The following is a 22901-nucleotide window of genomic DNA, read 5'->3' on the forward strand; positions in this document are numbered from 1 at the left end:
GCTACTGGCCCCAATCTCTTGGCAAGTGCAACGACCAGACTTCATTGCTTAGCGGCCTCGCATGGCCACCCGCGACCCAAATACGATCCTGAAACACGAACGCGGAATGTTCATGCCGTGCTTTCCAGGTCACTTCACTTTTCAGCTCTTTCCAATCACGGCCGTTCTTTGAGTACCAGACGTCACCGTGGTTGACCGACGGATTGTTTGACCAGCCGCCGATCACCCACATGTGATCACGGTAGACAACTGATGAGAACCATAGCCGCTCGTGCCAGGGAGCCGCGTCGGTTTCCTTTCGCCATTTCACGCCGTCGGCAGAACTCCAGACGTCGTTCAGACCTCTATAGTTGGGAACATAGTTTCCACCGCCGAACACGTAGATACGATCGTTTAGTACGACGGCCTGATGATAAGCACGCGGAGCCCATTCGGCATTGTCCGTGGCAAGCTCCCAGGTAACTCCGTCCTTTGACGACCACACGTCATTCTTCAGGCTCTTGTCGTCTCCGAAGTAGTAATTTTCTATGCCACCGATGATCCACATGCGGTCTTTGAATTCAACGACTGCGGCCGCAACTCGAGGCGACCAGTTGGCTGCCTTCGTTTCCTGCTTCCACTGGTTGCCATCGGAGCTTGACCACACTGCATTGCTGGCCGAATACCCGGGCAACCGTCCGTTGTACCAACCGCCCATGAACCACATGCGATCCTTAAATGTGACTGACATCGACAAATCGCTGTGGATCCACGGCGCTTCACTGGTCACCTGTTTCCATGTGCGGCCATCGCCGGAACTCCAGACATCTCGCGGCGGTGCGGCGTGTGAACTGAACCAGCCGCCGAAAATCCAGAGTTGATCATCAAAGACGACTTCCCCCTGGGAATCGCGTGCCTGCCATCCAGCGTCTTTGGTCACGAGAGTCCAGTTGTGAGGTTCGTCGGCCGCGGCAGAAACCATTAGCAGGCTACAGAGAAATATCGTCAAACGTCTCAAGTTTTCACTCCGACTCAGAATGTATTGTGTTCGCTTTTTGTTCGTGTTCTGCATGCTGGATCGTGGCCCAATCTCTCTGACGCGGTGCCATTTTGGCGAAGGATACTGTAACGTCAGAGTATCTGATTGCACCGCTGATGCATTCAGCAGCCACCAACAACTATATCAACATCGTATCTGACGTTCAGGGAAACATCCATGCGACGTGAACAACGCACACCAGCTCGATTGCAGATTATTGTTTGCCTGTGTCTGGCATTCATCACACCAACTGCAATCCGTGCCAGCGAACCTGCTCAGCCCGCTTCATTCGAGCATGCAGGGATCATTGAAGCCTGGAATACGTACAGGCACAAGCTGACGTTTGGCAAAGGTCAGACACTTGCTCTGGTCGATGACGGCTGCAAGTTGTCGATGCCCGAATGGTCCATGTCGGATGGCGACCAGCCGAAGGTACTCATCGCGTACGACGCCGTTGATGGCGATGACAACCCAATGCACGAAGGCCGTGGTTATCACGGTTCAACAATCGGTATGCCTTCGTCCGTTAACTACAAAGGAAAACGCGGAGTGGCGTTCAACGACCAGCTCGCCGTGATTCGAGCGTTAGAATGCTGTCACTGTAACATTAGTGATGGTCAGACTGTTGCTGCCGCCCTGCAATGGATCATTGACAACCATCAGGAATACCGGATCACAACGGTGAATCTCGCTCCGGTGGACGATCAAGCCCACGACAAACCGGTTGCCACAGCCATTGACGATAAGCTGCTCAAACTTCGGGAGCTGGGAATCTGGGTCAGCGCGCCGACGGGGAATCACAATTTCACCAACGGAATTTCCTGGCCCGCCTGCCAACCTGGTTGTTTCGCCGTTGGAGCCGTACGTCCGGGGAAGGATGAAGTTTATCTCGATCGGCACTCGAAAACGGACCTTGTCGTCCCCGCCGCTGCAACGTCTTCTTCGAATGCCATTGCCTGCGGTGCGGCAATCGTGATTCGCGAGGCCATCGAAGAAACTGGTTACGATTGGAAACAGGACGGAGTCAACATTCCCGAAGCCATTCTGACTTTGATGCAGAAAACCGGCGTCACCGTTCATGACGAGGCCACCGATCAAGATTACCAAAGGCTGAATCTGGCGGCGGCTCTCGATTACATTTTCGCCGCCGAAAAACCTTCTGCAGCGGTTCGCTTTAGCGAGCACCTGATCGCGGACAAGTACGCCTATGCCTACGGAATTGCGGCGGCCGACATCGATGAAGATGGGGACCTCGATCTCACAAGTGCTGACTATACGCCACACAACATGCTGTATCTGTTCGAAAACGATAGTCAGGGAAAATTCCAACGGCACATCATTCAAAAAGACGACCCGGAACGCCTTGAGCGTCATGCGGTGGGCGATGTCGATGGCGATGGCGACCTGGATGTTGTGATTGTCAAGAATCTGCGAGGCGATTTGCTGTGGTTCGAAAACAGTGGCACACCTGTTGACGGAAAACTCTGGCAACGCCACGTGATCACCACCAATTTGCCGGGGGCCTACGACGTGGTGCTTGCTGATTTCGACGGCGACGGCGATCCCGACGTGGCGGCTTCCAGCTGGCTGCTGGGGAATCAGTTTGCGTGGTTTGAAAACGACGGTTCGCCCGCCACCGACGGCTGGAAGAAGCACATGATTGAAGAAGACATCAAGGAAACACGAACGATCGAGGCAGCAGATTTCGATGGCGATGGGGACGTGGACCTACTCGGCACGGCTCGCAGGGATGATCAAGTCATCTGGTTCGAGAACCAGCGTACGGGCCGTTCGGTCGTGTGGAAAAAGCATCTTGTGGATGACAAGTCGCGTTGCCCGGCGCACGGTCACCCGGTGGACATGGATGGCGACGGTGATCTCGATATCGTGATGGCGCTGGGATTCTATTACAGGCCGGGATCCGGACTGCCAGACGCATCGCTCGCATCCGAAGACAATCAGGTCGTCTGGTATGAAAACAACAGTCAGCCTGCATCGGGGCTGTGGAAGAAGCACATTGTCGGTCCCCGATTCGACGACGCTTTTGAGGCTGTTGCCGGAGACCTTGACGGTGATGGGGATATCGACATTGTCGCAACATCCTGGCGCAATCCGGGCCGAGTTGCGTGGTTCGAAAACCATGGCAACCCACAAGGCAAATGGACGCGGCACATGCTGAAGAACAACTGGCGCAGCGCGAACCAGGTCATTATCGCCGACCTCAACGGCGACGGCCGACCAGATATAGCGGCCTGCGCCGAACACGGAAGCTACGAACTGCGCTGGTGGCGAAACGAAGGGCGTGCAGCGGAGTAGATCTTCGAATTTCTTCAGGCAGTATGTCGCCAGATCTGATCTCAGATTCGAATCTCAATTCGTCCCGCTGACTGGCCTGTGGCAATCTGAACCAAGACGTTGGCAGGTAAAAACAACCCGCACGGCAGTCGTGCGGCAACGTTAATGTTCAAATTAAAGTCGCTTTACACAATCCAACAATGGCTGGTGCGAGGTTCGTGGTATGGCTGTTCCCTTCGATCTTGTCCCCACCGCCCGACTGTCTGGCATTCACATGACGGGGACTGTCGTTCGTCGTTTTCTGATCAGCTACCCGGTGTCGCCTGACGTCCTGTTGGACCACCTGCCTCCGGGAGCAGAATGCGCAACCCACGCCGGTTTTGCGTGGGTATCAGCTTGCTTTGTCCGGATGGATAACATGCGGCCCAATATTCTTCCGAAGGCCGTTGGTATGGGCTTCAACTATCTGATTCACAGAACACGCGCTAGGCTGCCCTTTCCGGATGGAACGCTGCGAGAGGCCGTGCTCGTCCTGCAGCCGAACATCAATCGTCGCTTACTAAGTACGTTCGGTTCCGTGCTGACTGGTGTCAGGTTTCAGTGCCGTGAAATTGACCTCGCGGAAGATGATGAAAGCTGGCGTATTCAAATGATTTCTGAAGGTGAAGTCCTGTACGACGCGACGATTCTTAAAGCGAGTTGTTCCGAAACCATTGCCGATGGCTGCCGTTTTGCTACGGCTCAGGAAGCGGAGGACTTCCTTCTTGGCGTGTCGTTTGGTGGGCAATGGGTAAAGGGCGAACCGAACCTTAAGCTACTCCCCGAAACACACGCCCCATGCGCAACGGTGGCGTGCACCTGCATAACGCACAAGAATCGATTTCTCGAATCGCTTGGAGCCCACGCCGTCGACGCGGATCACGCAATCACTATGACAAACGTCCCGCATTATTTTGGGATAACGCCAATCAAGACAGCATTGAATTCCGCAACCTAGTCCCACGCTGAAGCACGATAGAACAACGGCGGAGTATTAGTAATACGCCTGAAAATGCTTTGCCAAACCTCGCCAACAGCTGTCAGCCCTGCTCTGCCCGGATGTGTTTGAAGCCAGATCGCTACGCTGTTCGTCTGCCGTCTATACCTAAGAGCAACGCAAGTGGCTTCACCTTTTAGGGGATATCTCTTGGCGGTCGCCTGGCTAACTTGTGGCGCACCACTACCGCTTGCGAGCGACGTTCATCCGAAGTGATCGTTCAGCGGCCAGCGTTCCATCGTGGACGACTGGGCAGCGATCGACCGTAGTCGACGCTTTCTATAGTGAGCTAATTTTCATTCGTGGATTCACCGCTCTATCTGTCAACAGTTTCGGCTTTCTCCGACACGGCGTGATTCAGCGAGCCGTCAGTCTCGCCATCTTTTGCTGGACTCGCGTTCAAATGCGAAGAGTTGGCACGTTGTTCGCAGAAGCTGTTGATTCAATCTGAAAGTCCTCTGCCCGCGTGTGGCAGCACGACATATTCCGTTTCGTGTGGAAGCGGAAAGCGTGACCCGGACATCCAGCAACTAGTTTCACAGGAGAGAATCAATGATACGGTTAAGAAGACTAGCACCAGCGGCAGCTCTGACCCTGGGCCTGCTTAGCGTCGCTTCGGCACAGGAAATTAACACCGATGCGACTGGCACGGCGGGCACAGCGGCGAAGGCGGCACAGTCCGGCGCGTCGGCGGCGACAAACACTCAGACGAATGGTCAGCTTGGGCAAGGGGCTAACAACGTCAATGCTAACCAGCAGACGGATGCGAACGTCGACCTAAACACACCGGACACACCTCAAACAGACGCCGAGGCCATTGCGGACGGTGTACGGAATGATGTTGGCAGTGCGACTGAACAAGTTCGCGAGTCAGCTCGCCAGCAGACGGACGCACTCGATCGAGACAGAAGTCAAATCGATCCGGAAGGGGACCTCGAAAGCTCGCTCAACACGGACACTACTGATAACTCGTCACGTTTGAGGAACCAGACCGACGCGGCCGCCAATGCACAGACCGACGGGCTTCAGAACAGTTCGGCTGGCATGACGTTCCGTAGTAATACGGACAGCATCATTGTCGACAATGTGGCTGATGGCAGTGCGGCGAGTCGACTTGGGCTAAGGCCGGGCGACGAAATCGTGCGGTTCAATGGTCAGTGGGTTCGCAATACTCAGGACTTGCAGCGGATGATGAATAACGTCGAAGGCTCACGTCCAGTCGACATTTCCTTCCGTCGTGACGGGCGGCAAATGGGTCGGCAGCTCCAGCTTGGTGCTGGCGTCCAGTCTTCGTCCGCGATGCGACCAAACTACGATCAGTCTGAAGCCGGTGTGTCGGGGGCTGCTGGCGTAGATGGCAATAATTTGGTCGATGGACAGGCGAGTGGCCAGGCAATGCACCATGGCGGGCACCTAAATTACTCCGGTAATGGCCACAATCAGTTTGGAAACTCATTTTCCGGCTACCAACCGAACCTGAATTACGGCCAATCGTACGGATATGCCCCATTCTATGATCTCCGCCGCGACAACTGCTGTCGCAGGGTGCACCGTCGACACCGACGCTGTTGCAGGTAGTCAGGGTTGTTTCTCGTGATCCCTGTTCTTGAGGGATCGCCTGAACACTCTCAACAGCCACCGCCTCCCCCAAAGGAGACGGTGGCTTTTTCTGCGCCGACAGTTTGTGGCCTTCGGCCGGATTCCGTGCGTGCAATCTCTAACGGCATGGTAAATGCATAGGTCCAATGGGCGGTTCACTCTTATCTAAGAAGCATGTGTGCTTCACAGAACACACCGCACGAAACGCCATTGGGAAACGGGTGCGGCATGCTGCCGAGCATCTGCAGAAATTGGTTACGAAACGTCGAAGGAAAAACATGGAAACGGTACTCATCACTGGAGCGTCATCCGGAATCGGTTTGGAGTTCGCGAAGCTTTTTGCGAAAGCCGGCAGCGGTCTGATTTTGACCGCTCGCAGAGAGGAGAAACTACGCAAGCTAGCAGATGAGCTTCACAGCGAGCATGGCGTGCCAGTGAGCGTCGTTCCGGCCGATCTGGCGAAGCCGGACGGTACGAAAACTCTGCACTACGAGCTAAACCAACGCAGTCTGGAGGTTGACGTGCTGGTCAACAATGCCGGGTTCGGTGCGCTGGGAAAGTTTGCCGACCTACCGCTTGAGAGGCAGGTCGATATGCTGCACGTCAATATTCTGGCACTTACTGAACTGACCAGACGCTTACTTCCTGAGATGGTCGAACGCAAACGGGGAGGCGTGCTGAATGTTGGATCGACGGCCGCTTTTCAGCCGGGCCCGAATATGGCTGTCTACTATGCGACAAAAGCGTACGTGTTGTCATTTTCTGAAGCGCTGCGTGAGGAACTGCTGGATACTGGAGTGCATGTCACGTGCCTGGCGCCGGGCCCGACTGAAACGGAGTTCGGCGAAGATTCCGGAATGAACGACACAAAGATTTTTCGGATGGGGACCATGCCGGCCGCAACTGTGGCCAAGGCTGGATACGAAGCCTTTCGGGCCAATGATTCACTGGTCGTTCCCGGAGCCATGAATAAGGTGGCGTCCAGCATGCACCGCTTTCTCCCACGCATGGTGACTCGTAAGTTTGTGAAAAACATTCAGCCGGTTCAGTAGGTAGCTCTCCACCAAAGTGAAAGTACCATCGCGTCGAATGTGGCCGCATTCGGACTGAGCGAAGCGAAGGCCCCGCCCGGAGTCGCACGCGTGCCTCGCGAACTCCCGCCACACACCACCACACCCACACGTGGCCATTTAGAAGCTCACAAGAATTCACACGTCAAACGTGATGCCAGAATGCTATGGGCGAAGCGGCCTTACTGTTTCGACACCATCGGAGTTTGCTGCGGTTTCGATCACCATGTCGGGATGTGTCTGCTGGTGTAGAATTTTTAGCAGAGCGTAGAAAAATGCAGCGACGATGGGGCCCAGAAAAATTCCCCAGATACCGACGACGCGAATGGCTCCAACGACGCTGACGAACGCAACAAATGGGTGCATGCCTACAGTGCCCCGAATTAGATACGCTCGAATCAGATTGTCTGACGTGGAAACGACGAGTGCCCCATACGTTGCCAGCGCGATCGCAGTGCCGAAATCTCCGTTAATGAGCAGCGAAATACAGACGCCAGCCCACACCAACGCGGCTCCCAGTAGTGGTACGAAGGAAACGCAAATCGTCAGGCCTGCCAGAAGCAAGGCCCCATCAATCCTCAGCACCGCGAATCCAATAAATGCAAGGAATCCCTGAGCCACAGCGCACGCTCCGCTGGCCACGATGACACCTCGGCACACTCGATCAAACTCCTCGAACATGATCAGTTCGTCGCGATCGTCCAGGGGCGAAACCCGTTGCAGGGCTTTCAACAACGCGGGGCCTTCCGCCAGAAAGTAGAACAGCCCCAACGCCACAATGACCAGTCCAATCAGAAACTCAATCACGTTGGCAAGCAATGCACGGGACCGATCATATGTTTCGGTGACGAGTATTCTTAGCCCGTCAACAATGGAAGATTCCCACTGTTGCCGATCCGGAATCGGGACGTAGTCATCGACCCACGTTAGAATTCGTTCGACACCGACATGGGATCGCCAGTCTGTTTCAAGCAACGTCCGAGCCGCGACGAACAGTTCTTCTGCCGCGTGAGCCACTCCGAACACGACTGGTAGCAGCACCAGCAATAGCACCGTCGCTGTCACAATTCCCGCAGACAGATGACGACGCTGGCCGAACCACTTTGTGCAGCGTAAATGGACGGGGCGAAAAATTACTGCCAGCATACCGGCGATGAAAATCGGAAGCAGGAATGGCTGAGCGACTCGGTAGAACAGCAGTCCCACCGCGATCACCGTGGCGACAAGTGCGTAGAACGAAAACTTCCGCCGTCCTCCAAACGCAGTGGCCGAGGTCTCCGCAGATTGCGGCGTCGCGATTGTTGAGTTCTCCATGAGGCTCTGATCCTGCCGGCAAGCGTCAACGATCATGAAAAATTGTCGGTCAGCCAGCAGACGGTGTGGTCAGTGAGCGACCAATGAATGAGCGTCGAGCGACCATCGACGGCTTAATTCAGGGATCGTCTCGGCGGCCGCTAGCTGTAGGCGGGCCGTCAAGAACTATTTCGCCACGCGCGATCTGCACATGAGTCGGAGCATCAATTCCCAGCCGGACGCGGCCATTTTCACATTGAGTTACTCGGATCGTGATCGATGACCCGATGACGATCTCTTCGCCGCACTTACGAGACAAAACTAACATGGTGGCTCCTCCTTGAACTCAGAGATGTAGTCGATCCATAACAGATCGCTCAGGCATAAACCGTGCCGGTACCTGCGGATCGCAGAAAAAACGTACCCGCTTCAGCGTTGACACTTCGATTGCGGCAGCGTCGTACTGTGGTTTTTTGAGATCGACCGACAGCGGAGCAAGGTTGTGACGAAGCAGCCACAAAACTCATGGGCTGGTAGTTCGGGGACACGGTCCGGCCTTGCGTCATTTCTGAGGACCTCGGCATTGAGTTTGCATTCCGTCATTCAGTAACACGCTGACCATAGCCCGCCATCATCCGGTTTTGGAATAACCTACCTTCATGAAATTCCCGCGTACAAACCGCATATTGATCATATGCGCCGGAGGAATCGCGGGGTGTGATCGACCGCAGTCGACTCTGAATCCAGCCGGGAAGGAAGCGGCGCAGATTTTGGAGTTGTTCTGGTGGATGACGGGCGGAGCAGTCGTCATCTGGTTGATCATGATTGCTCTGGCATTATATGCGATTTGGTTGCAGCCGGGTGCTCACGATGTAAAGCAGACTCGACGATGGATCATCGGTGGGGGTGTTGTGTTCCCCACCGTCGTGCTGTCGGTACTACTGGTATTCGGATTACGCATGCTGCCGCCGCTGGTGGCAAAGGCTCCGGAAGGGAGCATGCAGGTGGAAGTCAAGGGCCTGCAATGGTGGTGGCGAGTTCGATATCCGCCAGCCGCTGATTCCAATGAACGCGCGGTTGAGTTGGCGAACGAGATTCGACTGCCGGTGAATGAACCCGTGCAGTTCCTGCTGGACAGTGAGGATGTCCTGCACTCGTTTTGGATTCCAGCACTCGGCGGCAAAGTCGACATGTTCCCCGGGCGACGAACTCGGCTTGCGCTCACTCCCACGCGTACTGGAACGTTTCGAGGCGTCTGCGCGGAATACTGCGGTGATGCTCACGCTCAGATGAACTTCGATGTGACCGTGATGGAGCGAGCTGACTTCGATGCCTGGCTGCGGGAACAGAGTCAACCTGCAACCTCACCGATCGACGAAGCCGCTAACCGTGGCAGTGAGTTGTTTGTGTCTCGCGGCTGCGGAGCATGTCACACCGTTCGGGGCACTGAGGCGCGCGGCACAGTTGGCCCTGACCTGACTCATGTCGGCAGTCGATCCTCCATCGGTGCGGGCATCCTGAAAAACCAACCGGATATGTTTCATCGCTGGTTAGAAGAAACGGACGCGGTGAAACCCGGAGTACTGATGCCGTCGTTTCACATGTTGCCGGAGGAGGAACGAATGGCGCTGGCGGCGTACCTGGAGCAACTGGAATGACGCGTAACAGCCTGTGGCCAGAGATGAACAGCCAACGTGTTCGCCTCTCACCTATTTCTCTTTCAACTAACTAAGCGCATTCATCGTGACTGACACCAACCCAACTCACCACGCCATCGCCCGCCGAGGCGTCTCGGCTGCGCAGGAGGAGCGGTTGCTGGAAGCGTGGAAAACTCCGACAGGTTGGCGTTACTGGTCGGCGGTCAACAACTCGGAAGTGGGGCTGTGGTACTGTATCGCGTCGTTTGGCTTCTTTCTGTTTGGAGGAATTTTGGCGCTGCTGATCCGTATCCAACTGGCGGTGCCTGGCAACACCTTTCTGACGGCCGATCAATACAACCAGGTGTTCACTCTGCACGGTTCCGTGATGATGTTTTTGTTTGCGGTGCCGATCTTTGAAGCCATCTCAATTCTGTTGCTGCCGCAAATGCTGGGAGCCCGCGATCTTCCGTTTCCTCGACTATCGGCCTTCGGCTTCTGGTGTTTTCTGATCGGCGGCATCTTTGTGTGCGGTTCGATCTTCTTTAATGCCGGCCCCAAAGGCGGCTGGTTCATGTACCCGCCGCTGTCGTCGTCGTACCAACCGGGTATCGGGGCGGACATCTGGTTACTGGGGTTGTCGTTTATTGAAATCGCCTCGATCGCGGCGGCGGTCGAATTGATCGTTGGCGTGCTGAAGTGTCGACCGCCGGGTATGCGGATCAATCTGATCCCGCTGTATTCGTGGTACATTCTGGTTGTCGCGGGCATGATTCTGTTCGCGTTTCCTCCGCTGATTGCCGGCGACATTCTTCTGGAAATGGAACGAACGCTGGACTGGCCCTTCTTCGATGCAGCGCGTGGTGGCGATCCGTTGCTGTGGCAACATCTGTTCTGGATCTTTGGGCACCCGGAAGTTTATATCGTGTTTCTGCCGTCGGTCGCTCTGATCGCGATGATCGTGCCCACGTTCACGCGCACCCCAATGGTCGGCTACACGTGGGTTGTGCTGGCAGCGGTGGGGACGGGGTTTCTGAGTTTCGGCTTGTGGGTCCATCACATGTTCACAACCGGGTTGCCAGGGATTTCCATTGGCATTTTTTCGGCAGCGTCTCAGGCTGTTGCGATTCCCACTGGAGTGCAGCTGTTCGCCTTTCTGGCCACGTTGTTGGTCGGTCGCGTGGTGAAATCGGTCAGCATGATGTTTGTGTTTGCCGGACTGGCGACATTCATCATCGGTGGCTTGACCGGAGTGATGGTGGCGGTGGCGCCGTTCGACTTTCAGGCTCACGACACCTATTTCATTGTTGGGCATCTGCACTATGTCCTGATCGGCGGAACGATTTTTCCCATCGTCGCCGGCTTCTACTATTTCATTCCGCTGATCACCGGAAAGACGCTGTCGGATCGCGTCGGGAAGGTTGTGTTCTGGTTGATGGTGATTGGCTTCAACGTGACCTTCCTGCCGATGCACTGGACAGGGCTGCTCGGAATGCCTCGCCGAGTATACACGTACCCTGCCGACATGGGGTTCGAGACTCTGAACATGATTTCCAGCGTTGGGGCCTTCGTGCTGGGAATTGGCTTTGCCGTGTTTTTGTGGGATGTCGTGAGGCCCCGCAAATCGCAGCCTCTATGCAAACGCAATCCATGGAACGCGGGAACGCTTGAATGGCTGGCCGAGGTGCCGGACAAACCGTGGGGCGTTCGTTCCATTCCGCAAATTGACAGCCGCTATCCCTTATGGGACCAGCCCGATTTCGTGCGCGACGTGGATGAAGGGCGCTTCTATCTTCCGGATGCGGAAGAAGGATTAAGAGAAACTTTGGTCACGTCTGAAATCGACGCGGTGCCTCAGCAGGTGCTGCGAGTTCCCGGCCCGACATTCATCACGATGTGGGCCGCGATCTTCACCGGGGGAATCTTCATCTTCGGCACCTTCCATTGGTGGTGGTCGACAATCATCAGCGGTGTCCTGGCGCTGGCCACAATTCTGATCTGGCTCTGGACCGGGACGGCCATCATTCCTGAGAAGCCGCAGAAAGACATCGGCCTGGGAGAAACTGTGCCGACCTATGTTTCCGGACCGAAGGCGGTCGGCTGGTGGGCCATGTTCATCACGATGCTGGGTGACATGACTGCGTTCATCGCGCTGGTGTTCGGGTACTTTTTTTACTGGACTGTTCATGACGATTTTCCTCCTGATCCATTGCCCGGGCCGGGAGTATTCTGGCCGTTGTTATCGGCGTGTCTGCTGGTCGCCGCATGGTGGCTGACCGTTGTAGCTCGCCGCTGGAACTCCGCCGATCGTCCCCACGCCTTCTACGGCGCGCTGATTGCAGGATCGTTGCTGACAATCGCAGGAATGTCGGCACTCATGGCCGGGCCGTGGTTCAGTGAACTGGATCCCACGACTCACGTGTACCCGGCAATCGTTTGGGTGCTGGTGCTTTGGACGGTCACGCACCTGGCTGTGGGGACGATTATGCAGTGGTACTGTCTGGCTCGGCGAGCGGCAGGGAGAATGACATCGGTATACAACGCAGACATGATGAACGTGACGCTGTACTGGCATTTTTTGGTACTGACCGTCGTCATTACCGTGGCGACGATTGGAGGGTTTCCACTGCTGGCATGATTTCCAAACCTGAACATCAAGAAAGTCTGTGGAGTCTGATCGCATCACCCGCGATTTGGGCCGTCCATTTCTTACTGACATACGTAACGGCCGCCGTCTGGTGCGAGAAACTCGCGGAATCGTCGCGTTCGTTTAACGAAGTGCGAGTCGCGATTGGTGCCTTCACCGTTGTGGCGCTGTTGCTGATTTCATGGAACGGCTGGATCGGCAATCGGCATCATCGGTTCGGCGCAGCATCTGCGCCGCACGATGAAGATACGCCGGAAGATCGGCACCGGTTTCTTGGATTCGCAACGTTGCTGCTGGCCGGACTAAGTGCTGTGGCGACGTTGTTCGTGGCGGCCGTGGCAATGATCGTCGACAGTTGTGATTAGGCATTAACGATCATGCACTCCAGGATTTTCTTTATTGCTGGTATCGTCGCTCTTGCATTCGCCTGGGGTTGGCCAGTGCCGCAGTTGGCTCAACAAGCCTTCTTCGGTCACATGATCATGCACATGCTAAACGTGGCCGTGGCGGCCCCGCTGCTGTCGTTTGCCATTGCGGGCAAACGATTCGATCCAGTGGATCGGTGGCCGTGGCTATTCGCCGCGATTCCCGCATCGGTCGTGGAACTGGTGATCGTCTGGGGCTGGCATGCTCCGGTGCCGCATCACCTGGCCAGAATGACAACGTTCGGTTTGGTCGCCGAGCAATCTATGTTTCTGTTGTCGGGGATTTGGGTGTGGCTGTCAGCGTTTGGAGGTTCTGCTTACGACGACAAGGCTCGTCGTGGCACCGGCATCATTGGCTTATTGCTGACATCAATGCACATGACATTTCTTGGAGCGCTGCTGGGACTGTCGCCTCGGCCGCTGTATCCCCACCACCACGGCTTCGGTGCGCTGACGTCTCTGGCCGATCAGCACCTCGGCGGAGCCATCATGCTGGTGGTTGGCGGAATCGTTTACCTGTCTGGCGGACTGTGGCTGACGGTCGAAGTGCTCAGAGAACGAAAACTGTTTCAGGAACCTGCACAATGAAACTGTGGATCAAACACATCGCCATTCTTGCTGTGATTGTGGTGGCCGGTGGAGTCATCACAGTCGTCTCTGGCATCGTGCCCATTGCGGCTAGTTCTCCACACTGGCCTATCACGAAGTGGTTTCTGGAATTTTCCATGGAACGCTCCGTGGCGACTCACAGCATAGAAATCGCAACGCCAGATCTTGACGACGCTGCTCTGGTCATCAAAGGAGCCGGACATTTTGCGACCGGCTGCGTGCAGTGCCACGGTAGCCCGGCTCGCGGTCCCAGTCCGATCGCGGAATCGCTGATGCCTCAACCGCCGAAACTCTCTGACACTGTTTCCGAATGGAAGCCTCGCGAACTGTTCTACATTGTTAAGCACGGAGTGAAACTCACCGGCATGCCAGGCTGGCCCGCTCAAAATCGTGACGACGAAGTGTCGGCAGTGGTCGCTTTTCTAAAGACTCTGCCCAACATGCCGAGAGCCGAATACCATGATCTAGTCTTTGGCGACGTTGCAGCGGCATCCGACAGTGTTCCCAGCGGACTGCAGCATCTGGTAACAAACAGTTGTGGAAGGTGTCATGGTGTGGACGGGGTGGGCCGCGATGGAGTATTTCCAATTCTGGCCGGTCAGCGAAAAGACTATTTGGCGTCGTCGCTGCGAGCGTACTCAACCGGCGAACGGCACAGTGGATTCATGCAGCCGGTTGCCGTACCACTCAAAGAACAGCAGATCGATGCTCTCGCCGAATTCTATAGCGAGCTGCCGTCTCCGCTGGGCGACGCCATTGCGTCTGAACCAGACGGCGTGGCGGCCGGAAATCCCAATCATGACAGCGACCTCACAGGCCAACAGATTGCTCAATCAGGCATCCCCGCGCGGCGAGTTCCGGCGTGCGTCGGCTGCCATGCTCCCAGCATCGCTGGCAACTATCCCTTGTTGAACGGTCAGCCTCAGGACTACCTTGCCCAACAGTTGAACCTCTTCAAACAGCGAGTTCGCGGCGGTACGAAGAACGCTCACCTGATGCACCCGGCGACAGAAAGAATCACTGAGCAGCAGGAGCAGGCTGTTGCTGAATTCTTCGCAGCCGAATAAGCGGTGGCTGCAAGCACGCAAAACCGCACGACGGACTGGCCACTTGCCGACTGAACCACATAGGATGCCTGCGTTCTTTTGACTGCTACTCTTGACCGTCGGGGTTTTGGTCCTGGTTACCCCAACTTCCCCAACTCGAGTCACGAAGGCAGTGTTTTGTGGGGTGAGCGGCCAGAAGTTTCCACTACATTTGCTTTTGGATTATTTTTGAGGGCAGTTTGAGGCTCAGCTTTTCCAGAAGAATCTGCTGATGGTCGGACGGCTTTGAGACGCAGCGAGTACGGATCTCCGGGCCGGTGCGAGTGGGCAGGACGACGTCCATCGAACGGATCTCCGACAGCTCCGCAAGCACACGGCGCGGTTCGTCGCCCAGCCCTGCTTTGCTGCACAACTGACCAAGCGTCTTCCACAGGACGTATGCCAGAAAACACACGAAGATGTGTGCCAGAACACGTTCCTCCTTCTGATGCCAGATCGGGCGGATCGAAAGATCGCTTTTGTGGATTCGGAACGCGGCTTCCGCTTCGGTCAGTTGGATGTACGCCTTCCAAAGTTCTTCGTCGGACCAGTCGCTGACATTCGTTCGCAGCAGATAGCATCCGGAACTCAGAGTCGCCCAGTCACGCGTAGCTTCGATCTTTGACCATTCGATGCGTGCGGCCCCGTCATCTGTCTTCGTGACTTTCACGTCGAAGAGCTTTGCCGCTCGAGTGTTCTTTCCGAGCAGCCGGCCGATCTCACGTTCGACCTTCATCGGGTCGCGTTTCTGTTTATCGCACCGCGCCGTCATGCGGATGAGCGACTCTTCGATCTTCTTTTCGAAGCGCTGTGTGATCGCTTCTTCCTTCATTGATCGATCGCGACTGCGACACAGGATGAATGTCTCCGGCGATGTGTTGCAGTCTTCCGATTCATCCGGATCGTCGCTGCCGGGCCACGGCACGACCTTGACTTCCAGGCCATCGCGAATGCTGGTCCAGTCTTCCTTCAGCAGCTCGTGTTCAAACTTCTTCAGCATCGATTTGGGAGTGCCGACGATGTAGCGTCGACCGCCTTCGCGCAGGAATTCGATGTTGTCTTCCGACACCATGCCGCGATCCATGACCCAGATGCGATCGCTTTTCCCGTAGCGTGCTTCCATCGTTTCGACGATGTGTTCCACGGTAGTAACGTCGGCCGTATTGCCGGCAAACACCTTGTATCCCAGCGGCATTCCGCATCGAGACACCACCAGCCCGATGCAGACCTGCTTGCAGTCGCTGCGGTTATCGCGCGAATAGCCACGCTGAGCCAGCGGATTGTGTTCGGCCTGACCTTCGAAGTAGGTACTTGTGATGTCATACATCAGCAGGTCGTATTCGAGATCGAACAGATGGCCAAGGCGATTCTTCAGATGCGTTTCCAATGCGTCCTTGTGCGGCAGCAGCTGATCGAGTGTGCGGTACAGCCGATTATCGTTCACACGTTCTTCGCTCACGCCGAGCAGATCCCGCAGTGCCGTTTTCGGATACCATTGTTCGGCGGTGAAGAGTTCGCTGGCAGGTTCGAGCAGCCGCGCAATGATCAGAATCAGCGAACTCACATCCCAGCCGACCAGTTCACGACCTTCAGGGATCGCGTTGCTCAGGAACGTATCCAGTTGCAGCGTGCGAATCAGGTGCAGAGCCATCCACGGCCCGCCGAACTGTCGCAGGTTTTCCACACGAACTCCGGCGGCGTTGACTTCGACCCATCGCGGAGTCACGGCAGACGCATCATCATCGAACTCGAATCGCATCTGTCGACTGAGCGGTTGTGACTGATCAGCGGTGACACCGGGTGCAACCTCATCGCTACCGGCCAAAACTTCCGCCGCCTGATGCACGCCCAGTCGACCGGCTTCGTCAAGCTTCCCCAGCCACGCGACCACCCGCTGCCGCGGCCCACTGGCCGAGCGATACGATTCGACCAGCGCCCAGTAGGCGTGGCGACGACCGTTTTTGATCCGATGGCATTGGCGAATGAACATGATCGCAAATGCTACCGATCGATCTCTGACCGGCCAGATCAGAGGTCGTCACTACATCGTGTTTCAGATTTCAAACGCTGGACTTTTGAAACTTCGATAACAAAAACACGCCGAATAAATTCTCTGCAACCACATTTTGTGCCGCTGCTGGGGAAGTTGGGTTAGCTGCGTTTCTCGTGACGTCGGAATGCAATTTTCAGCGTTCTGCCGCCCTTGTCCAATGTCAGATCATTCGGCTGATCGATGATTGGGGCCTTCGTTCGCACCGCGGATCCTGTTCAAGGTAGCCAATGATTTTTCGGGGCGAGTGGACGGTGGGCAAAAAGGTGGCCGGGATGTGCGATGGCCGACGCGATCAGTCGTGCGATGAGCAACTACGTAATCGTCGCGAGTTTCATTGTTGTGATCCCACCTGTCGAACAAGTTGGTCGAGCGTTTCGAAGATGCGTTCCTCAACCGTTTCCGTAAACGGCCCCGGAAATTTCGTGTAGACCATGTGGCCACCGCCCTCATAGCCACCTTCCTTCAGGACCCGCAGCGTCGGCAGGTAGCCAAATACGTCGTTCGAATAGCCTGCGACCCAGATCTCCGGACCATCGTCGCGATGGAATTCGCGTTTGGTTCGTAGTGAATAATCGACAACACACTCACCACCAATGGCGAGAAGCAAAAGATCGTTACCGAACTGGATGGCTTGAACGGGCAATTCGTACTTCCGTGGCACGGTCCGCTCAGCTTTAAGTTCGCCCAAAATGTAGTTGGCTTTCCAGCGTTCGTATTGGTTCGTCGACTCTGTCTGCTTTTTCAGCGTTTCGCGATCGGCGTGTGGCTGGAATTCCAGCGGAGCACTTGCGAGTGCGGCACGTAGCGAACCAGTGACTTCGCGCTGGCTATCGGCCAGTGTTGTTTCGACGGCATCAGCCAGAGTTCGGCCATACTTGCTCAGGTATTCGACTTTGCGGCGAGGCTCAGGATTCTGGTCTCCGCCGGCGCCCATCACGAACATCGCCACCGCGCCAGGATGTTTTTCTTCGATATATTGCTGAGCGAAACCGGCGTAGTCTCCTGATGTTTTGTGAAACGACATCACCGTATTGTGACAGGCATAGCCAAACAGGACCGCTCGCAGGCTGCCGTCTCTGTCTGTTACCTTCAGCACGGGCACGGAATGGTCGACGGGACCAATCAGGTTACCGGCACTCCGCAGTGCTGGCACGTCGGCGGCCCGATTGTTGCGCCGGTTCACAGCGAATGAAGCGTTCCCTTCAGCGAAGCTCATGCTGGCAGGGGCCTGATTGGCGATTGCTTGTCCCACAAGATCCACCAGCTGGGTTTCGAGTCGCCTGACATAGTTATGCATCTTGCGAGCAGACTCAGGCGGAATGTTGTGCAACGATTCGCGATACAACCGGATCTCAGGTCCACAATGTGTATGTGAACAATTCAGCAGGAGATGTGATGCAGGCAATTTGTAAGTCTCGAGGACTCGCCGTTTGACGGCATCGCCGAGTTCGCGCGTGATCACAAGCAGATCTGTTGTGACGATTACCACTCGCGAGCCCGTCTCATCGTCAATCGCGATCGCCTTGGCATACAGGTCCTGAAGCGTTCCTTCCGACGGACGTTTCCGGCTTGCATAACCGCCCATCCAATAGGGACCGTCCGGAGTAATCTTTGTTCGGGCCACACCGGCGCGCCAGGCTGGTTCTGCGGCTGTCACCGCCGATGCGACGGCGATCAGCAAACAAACGACAGGCACGAAGGATTGAGTTGCTAGACGGTTCATCAGCATTTGTCGGTTCCTGGCTTCAATGGTCCTGGTGTTCGACTCTCGCTCGCCACGCTTCCCAATCGCGGATCATTGCGGTCACGCGTTCGGGGAAGTTTGATGCGATGTCATTGGTTTCGCTGCGGTCATTCTTCAGGTTATACAGCTCCCACTGCTTCTCACTCGCTCCCCATACAAGCTTCCAGTCGCCCTGTCGGATTGCACGGTTGCCGAACAGTTCCCAGCTTAAGGATCGAGGTGCGTCTTGTTCTTGACCCTGTAGTATCGGCAGAAGACTTCTGCCTTCGACTGGCAGTATTCTGTTCCCATTGAACTCAAGCGGATATTCACTTTCTGCCAGTTCGAGCAGTGTGGGCATGAGGTCGATAACGTGTCCGACCTCGTGTGTGATCGAGCCGCGTGCGACTTTTCCTGGCCAACGGACAATCATCGGCGTGGCGATGCCGCCTTCGTAACACCACCCTTTGAACTTACGGAATGGCGCATTCTGAGCCCAGCCCCATCCTTTGCCGACAAATTCGTAGCCGTGACCGTCTCCCACCGGGATATCTTTGTTGTATGTGATAAAGCCTTCTTCCTGTCCGGGTTTGGCATTTGGCCACGAGGCACAGCCGCCATTGTCGGACAGGAACATCACTACGGTGTTTTCCGCGACGCCAGCCTCGTCCAATGCTGTCAGAACGCGCCCGATGCCTTGATCCATTCGGTCGACCATCGCGGCGTACGTCTCCATGCGGGCTTCCTCGCGTTTCCGTTCAGAAGCGGGGAGCTTTTCCCAGTCGGGAACGTCGTAGTCGTAGCGGAAGTCCCCCTTCTTGTCCTCTTCGGCCGAAAGTTGGGGCAATGAAGTGAACAGACCCAATTCGGCCTGCCGTTCATGTCGTCGCTCACGCATCGGAATGTAGCCGTCCGAATAGTTACCGCGATAACGTTCGATATCTTCGGCGAACGCGTGCAGCGGAAAGTGCGGAGCGGTGTAACACAGATGCACGAAGAACGGCTTATTGCCTTTGGCGAAGCGTTTGATCGTCGTTGCGGCATGATCTGAGAAAGCGTCGGTTGTGTAGTAATCTTTCGGGAACTGCGTGAGCCGCTTGTCGTAGTGTGCAAACGGACGGGCTCGCCCGCCGTTGTAGAATTCAGGGTCCAGCTGCGCAGGATTGAAGAAATTGCAGCAACCGTCGAGCACCCCATAGAATTCTTCAAAGCCGCGGTCGATCGGCCTTAGCGGCGGCTCGCTTCCCAGATGCCACTTTCCCGTGAGCGATGTGGCGTAGCCCGCCCGCCCCAGCGCCTCACCGAGCGTGACCATATTTGTGCGCAGGTAAGGCCGCTTTGCCTGGCGTGGATACAACCCCGTCAGCAGTGCCGATCGAGTCGTCACGCAGACGGCGCAGTTGTAGAACTGCGAAAACCGCAATCCGTCTTCCGCGAGCCGATCAAGATGCGGCGTCTGAATCTCGCCGCCGTAACAGCCCAGGTCCGAGTACCCCAGATCGTCACACATGATGAGCAAAACGTTCGGCCGCGTGGCTTCAGCGTGGACCCGCTCCGCAGAATAGACCATCAACACGACAGCAAAGAAAAGCAGCTGTCTCCAGTCGACCAACGACGTCACGTTGGAAGCAATCGCGTCTTTATCCTCTACTGTGATGTTCCTGCTCGACGTTTCCATTGTTATTATGGTTCTTCTCAATTACGAACTCATTCATGATGGTTGTGCACGACGCAACATGTGGCCCTCGCGCCGCCCAGGGCACCGAACTGCAGTTCTGCCGTCAAGCTTCTTCTCGGCCCCGTAAATTGGCAACCTGACCCTCATCAAGTCGCGTCGTTGCATTGTAGCGTGGAATACGGTGTTCGCACTCATGCGGACAACTATGATAGAAGACATGAAAAGTCTGCAAACTCGTGCGTGCCACACGAGTGCTCAAACTCAGCGAACAGTTTGTCGGCGCGGTGTCGCACCAAGTCCGGTTGAATAATTAGCAAACTGTCGTATGCCATTTGAACTAAGGAACTTGGGTTCAACGCACGTCAAACTCGCCGCCCCCAAAGAACAACAGCTCCCCCCAAATTTATGCGACGAGCCACCTTGCATCTCAGGTTGGGCCGACGGGACGCCGTTAGAACTTGTTGCTCGCGGGGTTAGGTGCTTGGCATTGAAGCTGACTCTGGCCGCCTTCACATTCGCGACTTCAGATGTCAGAGCAGCCTTGCACGAAACTGAAACGAATTTCCAGCCACCTTTACTCGGCCCTACCCTCGCCCCGTCCGCAAATTCTGCTGGGGGTGTCGGGGGGGCTGCTGCGACGTCTCCAATAGCCGCCGATCGTTTGGTCCTTGTTTCCCAAGACGCCGAGGAGGTGACACAGGAAGTTTTGGTTGTCTTTCTCGCGATCGGACGTGATGCTGAGGCCAACGATCTGGAACAGGCGCCTACGCGTGAGCTCAGCAATCACGATAAGAACCTGGAAAGCCTTACGAGGTCGCGCTAAACCGTGAACGATGTTCCTCGAACTAACGTGATCTTTGAACAGACGCGACACCAACATTTCCTCGCCTGTTTCAGTGCAGACAAAATTATTAAAAAGGTGTCGATTCGGAATGACGTCAATCGACTAATCCGAAAGCCGTCGATTGGTCCGTGTCATTACCAACAACAAAAACAGGGGAATTGCGAAATGTTTGCCAAACCACAGCAGGAACACCAGTGGCTGGACCAACTGATTGGTCAATGGAAGTTCGAGCATAACTGCGAGATGCCTGATGGCACCAAGTCAAACACCAGCGGCACCATGAATTGTCGGTCGCTCGGTGGCATGTGGCTGATTTGCGAAAGCAGCGGCGAGTCACCGGACGGCGAGTGGTCGTCGGTGATGACACTGGGGTTTGATCCGGCTCAAAACCAGTTTGTCGGAACTTTTGTTGGTTCGATGATGGCAAACATCTGGCCATACCACGGCGTTCTCGACGCCAATGGCAAACGATTGCCGCTCAACTCGGAAGGGCCCAAATTCGATGGAAGTGGGATGGGAAAGTATCGAGACATCATCGAAATCGTCGACACAAACACCTGGCTGTTAACCAGCGAACTTCAATCGGACGAAGGCGATTGGCAGCAATTCATGGTCGCGAAACACACGCGTGTTTAGGGGCCACGAGTTGTTTTCAGGATTTCCACAAGTCGCTGTCGATTCCGGCGATGGCCATTCGACTAACTCGAAAAGCCAAAACCGGCGCCTGCAATTCAGCCAATGAATACAGAAGGAGAACCGACGATGAAGTTTATCTGTATGGGGTTTATCTCGGAATCGAATCAGCAATCGCTGTGTGAAGAAGACGGCCAGCGAATGATGCAAGAATGTTTCGCCTACGACGATGAACTGCGGCGCGGCGGTCATTTTCTCGGCGGCGAAGCCCTGCAATCAGCCAGAAATGCAGTGACGTTGCGAATGAAAAACGGATCGGTCGACGTAACCGACGGACCTTACGTTGAGACCAAAGAGATGCTTGGCGGGATACTTTTGCTGGAAGCTCGTGATCTGAATCATGCGATCGCTCTGATGTCGAATCATCCCGGCGTGAAAGTGGGCCCGTTTGAGATTCGTCCCGCCGACGAACAAGTCAACGAGATGATCGCTGCTCGCGACTTGAAATTCGCCCGGGATGCCGAAGCAGAGCAACAGTTGGAACCTCCGACCGAAGGACGTCCGCGAATCGTATCACGCACCCAGTGGCAACAGACACTCGACAGATTTCAGGCAAAAGAAAAGAAGGCAACTCGAGAACGCGATGCGTTGGCTGCCGAGCGTCGGCGTCTGCCGATGGTCAAAATTGAGACCGACTACACGTTTGATGGTCCATCTGGAAAAGTGCGATTCATTGATCTGTTTGAAGGTCGACGACAGTTGGCCGTCTATCACTTTATGTTTGCCGAAAGCGTCGGTGGTTGGCCAGACGCAGGCTGTCCGGGCTGCTCGTGTTTCGTGGACAACGTCGGCCATCCGGCTCACTTTCAGGCGCGAGACCTGTCGCTGGCACTTGTATCCCGCGGGCCGCTTGAGAATCTGGAAGCCTACAAGCAGCGGATGGGCTGGAGCCTGCCGTGGTACTCGTCGGCGGAGACGTCTTTCAACGAAGACTTCGGCGTGACGACTCCGCAGGGAGAAACTCACGGGTTGAGCATGTTTCTTCGAGAGGGTGACGACATTTATCAGACTTACTTCACCGGACGACGCGGCGTCGAAGTGCTGCTTAGTAACTTCACTTTGCTCGACATGGCTCCGCTTGGTCGGCAGGAAAACTGGGAAAATTTGCCGCCCGGTTGGCCTCAGTCCGAGCCCTACGTTTGGTGGCGCCGGCACGATGAATACGGTCCGCCGGAGGTTGTGCAACTATGATGCCT

General features: G+C 55.7%; 17 protein-coding genes and 1 pseudogene. 12 read left to right on the top strand and 6 right to left on the bottom strand.

Features of this window, described 5'->3' with window-relative positions; translation table 11 throughout:
* Window position 1 precedes the first annotated feature (1 nt).
* Window positions 2-997 (bottom strand): Kelch repeat-containing protein, encoded by a 996-nt coding sequence (locus Fuma_RS00190; protein ID WP_077028004.1) that lies wholly within the window; start codon window positions 995-997, stop codon window positions 2-4.
* A 198-nt stretch (window positions 998-1195) separates the two neighbouring features.
* On the opposite strand from Fuma_RS00190, the gene Fuma_RS00195 reads away from it, so the two are divergent.
* The 4 genes from Fuma_RS00195 (at window position 1196) to Fuma_RS00215 (ending at window position 7000) form a co-directional block, all read left to right on the top strand.
* Window positions 1196-3334 carry an FG-GAP-like repeat-containing protein gene (locus Fuma_RS00195; protein WP_077022361.1) on the top strand — a complete coding sequence of 713 codons (2139 nt, stop codon included), beginning with the start codon at window positions 1196-1198 and terminating at the stop codon, window positions 3332-3334.
* Between the two features lie 202 nt (window positions 3335-3536).
* Window positions 3537-4310 (top strand): DUF2071 domain-containing protein, encoded by a 774-nt coding sequence (locus Fuma_RS00200; protein WP_077022362.1) that lies wholly within the window; start codon window positions 3537-3539, stop codon window positions 4308-4310.
* Window positions 4311-4901: 591 nt separating this feature from the next.
* A complete protein-coding gene (locus tag Fuma_RS00210) occupies window positions 4902-5927 on the top strand; it encodes a PDZ domain-containing protein (RefSeq protein WP_077022364.1) in 1026 nt (341 codons plus the stop codon).
* Window positions 5928-6226: 299 nt separating this feature from the next.
* Window positions 6227-7000 (top strand): SDR family NAD(P)-dependent oxidoreductase, encoded by a 774-nt coding sequence (locus tag Fuma_RS00215; RefSeq protein ID WP_077022365.1) that lies wholly within the window; start codon window positions 6227-6229, stop codon window positions 6998-7000.
* Window positions 7001-7183: 183 nt separating this feature from the next.
* On the opposite strand, the gene Fuma_RS00220 is transcribed toward Fuma_RS00215, so the two are convergent.
* Together Fuma_RS00220 and Fuma_RS00225 are read right to left on the bottom strand one after the other, a co-directional pair.
* A complete protein-coding gene (locus tag Fuma_RS00220; protein ID WP_158520812.1) occupies window positions 7184-8332 on the bottom strand; it encodes an AI-2E family transporter in 1149 nt (382 codons plus the stop codon).
* Between the two features lie 118 nt (window positions 8333-8450).
* Window positions 8451-8639, bottom strand: coding sequence for a carbon storage regulator (locus Fuma_RS00225; protein ID WP_077022367.1), 189 nt, complete (start codon window positions 8637-8639; stop codon window positions 8451-8453).
* Window positions 8640-8970: 331 nt separating this feature from the next.
* On the opposite strand from Fuma_RS00225, the gene coxB reads away from it, so the two are divergent.
* From coxB to Fuma_RS00250, 5 genes are all read left to right on the top strand, one after another.
* On the top strand, window positions 8971-9969 hold the full coding sequence (coxB, locus tag Fuma_RS00230; protein ID WP_083731696.1) for a cytochrome c oxidase subunit II: 999 nt from the start codon (window positions 8971-8973) through the stop codon (window positions 9967-9969).
* A gap of 115 nt (window positions 9970-10084) precedes the next feature.
* Complete coding sequence (gene ctaD, locus Fuma_RS00235; protein WP_179954441.1) at window positions 10085-12586, top strand: cytochrome c oxidase subunit I; 2502 nt, start codon at window positions 10085-10087, stop codon at window positions 12584-12586.
* Window positions 12583-12960 carry a hypothetical protein gene (locus tag Fuma_RS00240; RefSeq protein ID WP_077022369.1) on the top strand — a complete coding sequence of 126 codons (378 nt, stop codon included), beginning with the start codon at window positions 12583-12585 and terminating at the stop codon, window positions 12958-12960. Before ctaD ends, Fuma_RS00240 begins: the two co-directional genes overlap by 4 nt.
* Window positions 12961-12972: 12 nt before the next feature.
* Window positions 12973-13608, top strand: coding sequence for a cytochrome c oxidase assembly protein (locus Fuma_RS00245; protein ID WP_077022370.1), 636 nt, complete (start codon window positions 12973-12975; stop codon window positions 13606-13608).
* Window positions 13605-14696, top strand: a complete 1092-nt coding sequence (locus Fuma_RS00250) for a c-type cytochrome (RefSeq protein WP_077022371.1) — start codon at window positions 13605-13607, stop codon at window positions 14694-14696. Before Fuma_RS00245 ends, Fuma_RS00250 begins: the two co-directional genes overlap by 4 nt.
* Window positions 14697-14880: 184 nt before the next feature.
* Here the strand turns inward: Fuma_RS00250 and Fuma_RS00255 are convergent, their stop codons facing one another.
* From Fuma_RS00255 to Fuma_RS00265, 3 genes are all read right to left on the bottom strand, one after another.
* Entirely contained in the window at window positions 14881-16704 is a 1824-nt protein-coding gene (locus tag Fuma_RS00255) for an IS1634 family transposase (RefSeq protein WP_077022372.1), read from the bottom strand.
* A 394-nt stretch (window positions 16705-17098) separates the two neighbouring features.
* Window positions 17099-18490 (bottom strand): neutral/alkaline non-lysosomal ceramidase N-terminal domain-containing protein, encoded by a 1392-nt coding sequence (locus Fuma_RS00260; RefSeq protein ID WP_077028006.1) that lies wholly within the window; start codon window positions 18488-18490, stop codon window positions 17099-17101.
* A 22-nt stretch (window positions 18491-18512) separates the two neighbouring features.
* Window positions 18513-20168 (bottom strand): arylsulfatase, encoded by a 1656-nt coding sequence (locus Fuma_RS00265; protein WP_229360806.1) that lies wholly within the window; start codon window positions 20166-20168, stop codon window positions 18513-18515.
* A 1009-nt stretch (window positions 20169-21177) separates the two neighbouring features.
* Between Fuma_RS00265 and Fuma_RS00275 the strand changes: the two genes are divergently transcribed.
* From Fuma_RS00275 to Fuma_RS00280, 3 genes and pseudogenes are all read left to right on the top strand, one after another.
* Entirely contained in the window at window positions 21178-21648 is a 471-nt protein-coding gene (locus Fuma_RS00275; protein WP_077028008.1) for a DUF1579 domain-containing protein, read from the top strand.
* A gap of 141 nt (window positions 21649-21789) precedes the next feature.
* Window positions 21790-22095, top strand: a pseudogene (locus Fuma_RS36585) (YciI family protein); the annotation flags it as partial.
* Window positions 22096-22128: 33 nt separating this feature from the next.
* Window positions 22129-22896 (top strand): DUF899 domain-containing protein, encoded by a 768-nt coding sequence (locus tag Fuma_RS00280; protein ID WP_218922466.1) that lies wholly within the window; start codon window positions 22129-22131, stop codon window positions 22894-22896.
* The last annotated feature ends 5 nt before the right edge of the window (window positions 22897-22901 follow it).

The organism is Fuerstiella marisgermanici (assembly GCF_001983935.1).
GTDB classification, from domain to species: Bacteria; Planctomycetota; Planctomycetia; order Planctomycetales; family Planctomycetaceae; genus Fuerstiella; species Fuerstiella marisgermanici.

What these genes read in the sequence shown, in the direction of transcription:
- Fuma_RS00195 (WP_077022361.1), top strand. Translation starts at nt 1,196, where the DNA reads ATGCGACGTGAACAACGCACACCAGCTCGATTGCAGATTATTGTTTGC.
- Fuma_RS00200 (WP_077022362.1), top strand. Translation starts at nt 3,537, where the DNA reads ATGGCTGTTCCCTTCGATCTTGTCCCCACCGCCCGACTGTCTGGCATT.
- Fuma_RS00210 (WP_077022364.1), top strand. Translation starts at nt 4,902, where the DNA reads ATGATACGGTTAAGAAGACTAGCACCAGCGGCAGCTCTGACCCTGGGC.
- Fuma_RS00215 (WP_077022365.1), top strand. Translation starts at nt 6,227, where the DNA reads ATGGAAACGGTACTCATCACTGGAGCGTCATCCGGAATCGGTTTGGAG.
- Fuma_RS00220 (WP_158520812.1), bottom strand. Translation starts at nt 8,332, where the DNA reads ATGGAGAACTCAACAATCGCGACGCCGCAATCTGCGGAGACCTCGGCC.
- Fuma_RS00225 (WP_077022367.1), bottom strand. Translation starts at nt 8,639, where the DNA reads ATGTTAGTTTTGTCTCGTAAGTGCGGCGAAGAGATCGTCATCGGGTCA.
- coxB (WP_083731696.1), top strand. Translation starts at nt 8,971, where the DNA reads ATGAAATTCCCGCGTACAAACCGCATATTGATCATATGCGCCGGAGGA.
- Fuma_RS00240 (WP_077022369.1), top strand. Translation starts at nt 12,583, where the DNA reads ATGATTTCCAAACCTGAACATCAAGAAAGTCTGTGGAGTCTGATCGCA.
- Fuma_RS00245 (WP_077022370.1), top strand. Translation starts at nt 12,973, where the DNA reads ATGCACTCCAGGATTTTCTTTATTGCTGGTATCGTCGCTCTTGCATTC.
- Fuma_RS00250 (WP_077022371.1), top strand. Translation starts at nt 13,605, where the DNA reads ATGAAACTGTGGATCAAACACATCGCCATTCTTGCTGTGATTGTGGTG.
- Fuma_RS00255 (WP_077022372.1), bottom strand. Translation starts at nt 16,704, where the DNA reads ATGTTCATTCGCCAATGCCATCGGATCAAAAACGGTCGTCGCCACGCC.
- Fuma_RS00260 (WP_077028006.1), bottom strand. Translation starts at nt 18,490, where the DNA reads ATGAACCGTCTAGCAACTCAATCCTTCGTGCCTGTCGTTTGTTTGCTG.
- Fuma_RS00265 (WP_229360806.1), bottom strand. Translation starts at nt 20,168, where the DNA reads ATGGAAACGTCGAGCAGGAACATCACAGTAGAGGATAAAGACGCGATT.
- Fuma_RS00275 (WP_077028008.1), top strand. Translation starts at nt 21,178, where the DNA reads ATGTTTGCCAAACCACAGCAGGAACACCAGTGGCTGGACCAACTGATT.
- Fuma_RS00280 (WP_218922466.1), top strand. Translation starts at nt 22,129, where the DNA reads ATGATCGCTGCTCGCGACTTGAAATTCGCCCGGGATGCCGAAGCAGAG.